The sequence below is a fragment of the Vibrio sp. ZOR0018 genome (genome assembly GCF_963865925.1).
GTDB classification, from domain to species: Bacteria; Pseudomonadota; Gammaproteobacteria; order Enterobacterales; family Vibrionaceae; genus Vibrio; species Vibrio anguillarum.
This window is the reverse complement of sequence record NZ_CAWMCN010000067.1, coordinates 1-3,565: the sequence shown is the minus strand read 5'-3', so window position 1 is coordinate 3,565 and position 3,565 is coordinate 1. Positions and strand designations below refer to the sequence as shown.

Genomic DNA, 3,565 nt, shown 5'->3' with positions numbered 1-3,565 from the left:
GTACAAAATTGAAGTTCAGTGTTTACGGTGTGTTTTTTGAGTTCGGCGGTGCGTTGTCAACCCCTTAGCCGGGCGTTATGTGAAAAATATTGGAGATTCTAGTGAGGAATTTAGAGCGAGATATTCAAGAGCTTATTGATATGCCCACAGAACCAAAATCTGAATGGATAAGAAAATTTGAGAATGCAAATGAATCAGCTATTGCCGGAGCTATTCTACACTGGAAAAAGTCCGGCTCTCTTATTCAAGGAGCTGATAACGTTATAAACAAACGAGAGGCAGCTTCCGCGATACTTCAAACTCGGCTAGCCTCACAAGTTACGCACACAATGGAAACGCTCGATAAGTCAGCGGATACAGTGACAAAAGTCGGACTGCTATTGGCAGTTATTGGTATCGTAATTGGTGTATTACAGTTAATCAGTGGTTAAATTACGTCGATTTTTTTCACATAACAAACGGTTAAAGAGGGCGTTATGTGCTTGCTGGATAGAAAAAGCAGCTTCTATTGAAACTGCTTTGATTTGGTTAATCACCTTTTTCGTGTTTGTGTTCTTTGAGTTTTGGGTGTTTTTTCTTATTTTCCTCAGTGACACGCTGTCGTTTATCAGGCGCTCCATCTTCGTTCTTTCTCTTAGGGCCTGTTTTGATACCCATATTGTCTCCTTGCGTAAAGTTGAATGTAGCCAAGAGCAAGGTATTAAATTTGAAAATGTTGTAAAGTGAGAATAAGCAAAAAGGTGCATTTAGTCGCAAGTTTCTGCTTCAAATGTGATATTAACTTACGCACATAACAAACGGTTCAAGAGGGACTGCCAACGCGTGGCGGTTTTAGTTCAAATCGGCCTTTGTGATTATGGTTGTTATTTTAGGTTCAGTGTTTTGCGTTGTCAGCCCCTTAACCGGGCGTTATGCTTAATCCATAAAAAATCAGTAGTTTGTGGTTGTCGATTCCTTTGGCATTTCGTTCATGTTTTGTCGGCAATTCAATATTGTTTTTCGCTGCCTAATGAAGCAGCAATGTATCTGGCGCTGAAAAATCGCAGTGATTGCCTCATTGTGTTGTTGAGTCTGCGTGAGGTTAGTATTGTTGGCTCAAGTCGCTTTGAGCAGTTTGGTGCCTTTACTTACAGGCTTAAAGTCTGTCGGCAATTAAGTATTGTTTTGCGCTGCCTAATGAAACGGCAATCTGTCTGTCGCTGTAAATTTCAGTGTTATTGCCTCATTGAGTTGTCGTGCCCATGCGTGGTGAGTGAGTTTGTCGGAGAGGTTTTCCACATTGACCTAGTTGCTAAGTGAAAGCCTGCATTGGTCAGCTCATAGGTAAAAGTTGAGCCAGTTCTAATTCGAGATAATTCGAAGTTTGGTCAATGATTTCAGTGAGTTATTCTTGAGTTGGTTCAAATGTAAAGTGTTGAAGCTTAAGCATAACAAACGCCTCAAGAGGGACTGTCAACGCGCGGCGTTTCCAGTCCCATTGAGCCGCGGTGGTTACGGTTGTTGTGTTTGAGTTTGGTGTTATGCGTTGCCAGCCCCTTAGGCGGGCGTTATGCAACTCAGGTAAATTTAGGGGTTCAATCTTTTTAGGTTTCTCCGGCCATTCGTTTTATGTTGTCGGCAAATGAGCTTTTTTACCCTAAAATTCGTGGTTAACTCAAGCCGTAAAACAAGCAAAGTTCTTTGTTTGCCTCAATGAGTTTTGGTGCTGGTTTGTTGCCAATTCAGCGTGCGCAAAGTGTGGAAAGGGCAAGTTAATCGAGCATTTTGCACTTGCTGAAAGTATTGCTTGTAGGGTTTGTCTCATTCAAAAGCTTGGTTTGTTGCTGAAAGGTGGACTTTGTTTTGGCGGCTTATTTATCACGGCTCTGGCTTCGGTTGATTCTTGAATTACTCAACCATTGCAATCGTGGCTTTTGATCGAGTAAAGTTGGTTTATCTTATTGAATTTGCATAACAAACGGCTCAAGAGGGATTGCCAACGCGTGGCGACTTTAGTGCAAAATTGAAGTTCAGCGTTTACAGTGGTTTTTTGAGTTCGGTGGTGCGTTGTCAACCCCTTAGCCGGGCGTTATATGCTATTACTGGCCAACCTTATCCACATCACATTAAGTCTTTAAATTTAATAGTAAAATCATTGTTCATTTATCATGGAGGATTAGCTATGCCAGGCGCATTTGCACATATAACAGCTGTTAATTTCGCAATAAGCAATTCAAATCTCAAATCATTAAATATGCCTAAAAAAGCAAAGTTAGCTCTCAGCCGAAATCAAAAATTCGTTGAGCTAGGTTGTGTCAGTCCTGACTTTCCTTATTTAAAATTAGGAAGTCCAGACCAAAATGAATGGGCCGATAAGATGCATTATGAGAAAGTAGGCGTCTTAATAAGAAAAGCAATATTACTTGTAAAAAATTTATCAGGTGAGGATCAAGAGAAAGCATTTGCTTGGCTTTGTGGTTTTGTTGCCCATGTCATTTCTGATATTACAATTCACCCTGTTGTTGAGATGAGAGTTGGGCCATACCATGAAAATTCTCAAGAACATCGAATTTGTGAGATGAATCAAGATGCGTATATATGGCCAAAGTTAAACTTAGGTGAAATCGGTTATGCTGAAAGGGTGAACAATAATATTGGTTCTTGTAACGATCCTACAAACCCATCGAATTTAGATAGAATAATTACTAATCTATGGGAAACTTGCTTAAAGGATGTTTTCCCTGAAAAAGCTGACTCTGCACATCCTGATATTAACGGTTGGTATAAAGGCTTTCAGTTTATAGTTGATAATATTGAAGAGGGTTATCGACTTTTTCCTTTAGCTAGACATGTTGCTGCGAAACAAGGGTTGGTTTATCCAAGTTTGGAAGAGATAGATGAATCTTATATTAAAGCTTTGAAAACACCTTGTGGGATAGAAGATTATGATTCAATTTTCGAACGAGCAGTTGAAAATGTGAAGCAATACTTGTGTTACTTGTCTAACGCTGTTTTTGATGATGGTAGTGTTGATATGTTTTTAAATTGGAACTTAGACACTGGTCGTTGTGAAAAGGAAATGTTGACTGCTTGGAGTAACTCATGAAATATCTAAACTTATTAATTTTATCAATGTTAACTGCTGGATGCGCTGTATCTAAACCATATAACGATGAAAAAATGTATGACTTAGCTTCCCAATTTAAAGATCTTGCTCAAACTGTCGATGGATCCATTAAATTTGGTGATGTCATGATTGATAGCGGTGCACAGGCCTTAGAAATTGTTTCAACAGAGCAACCTGATAAGGTTGCACCTTTTGTTAAATATACAATTAAAGCTGAAATGCAAGGCGACAATGCCGTACTTCTATTGTGTGAAGAAGATGTTGCCTTAATCGAAGATGCAGGGTGTAACGCTGTGCTTGATAAAGTTTATTGGCATGAACTTAAAAGTAATAGTTGTGTGATTACATTGCAAAGTAATCAGGTATGCAATTAGAGAACGCACTTAGTATCAAGTTTGAAGTGCGACACTTTTTACAGATGCGCATGAATATACTCCGTTGGTGTCCTATACCCAAGTC

At 39.3% G+C, this 3,565-nt stretch carries 5 protein-coding genes; 4 read left to right on the top strand and 1 reads right to left on the bottom strand.

Going from position 1 to position 3,565, the window contains the following annotated elements:
• Positions 1-101: 101 nt before the first annotated feature.
• On the top strand, positions 102-431 hold the full coding sequence (locus AACR75_RS02805) for a hypothetical protein (protein ID WP_047691665.1): 330 nt from the start codon (positions 102-104) through the stop codon (positions 429-431).
• Between the two features lie 97 nt (positions 432-528).
• On the opposite strand, the gene AACR75_RS02800 is transcribed toward AACR75_RS02805, so the two are convergent.
• Positions 529-657: a hypothetical protein gene (locus tag AACR75_RS02800; protein ID WP_269413197.1), complete on the bottom strand. Its 129-nt coding sequence runs from the start codon at positions 655-657 to the stop codon at positions 529-531.
• 363 nt (positions 658-1,020) lie between these two features.
• On the opposite strand from AACR75_RS02800, the gene AACR75_RS02795 reads away from it, so the two are divergent.
• The 3 genes from AACR75_RS02795 to AACR75_RS02785 all read left to right on the top strand — a co-directional run bounded on the left by AACR75_RS02795 (position 1,021) and on the right by AACR75_RS02785 (position 3,480).
• Positions 1,021-1,299: a DUF3709 domain-containing protein gene (locus AACR75_RS02795; RefSeq protein ID WP_042990818.1), complete on the top strand. Its 279-nt coding sequence runs from the start codon at positions 1,021-1,023 to the stop codon at positions 1,297-1,299.
• Between the two features lie 862 nt (positions 1,300-2,161).
• Positions 2,162-3,085: a zinc dependent phospholipase C family protein gene (locus tag AACR75_RS02790; protein WP_013868604.1), complete on the top strand. Its 924-nt coding sequence runs from the start codon at positions 2,162-2,164 to the stop codon at positions 3,083-3,085.
• Positions 3,082-3,480, top strand: coding sequence for a hypothetical protein (locus AACR75_RS02785; protein ID WP_013868605.1), 399 nt, complete (start codon positions 3,082-3,084; stop codon positions 3,478-3,480). Before AACR75_RS02790 ends, AACR75_RS02785 begins: the two co-directional genes overlap by 4 nt.
• Positions 3,481-3,565: the final 85 nt, after the last annotated feature.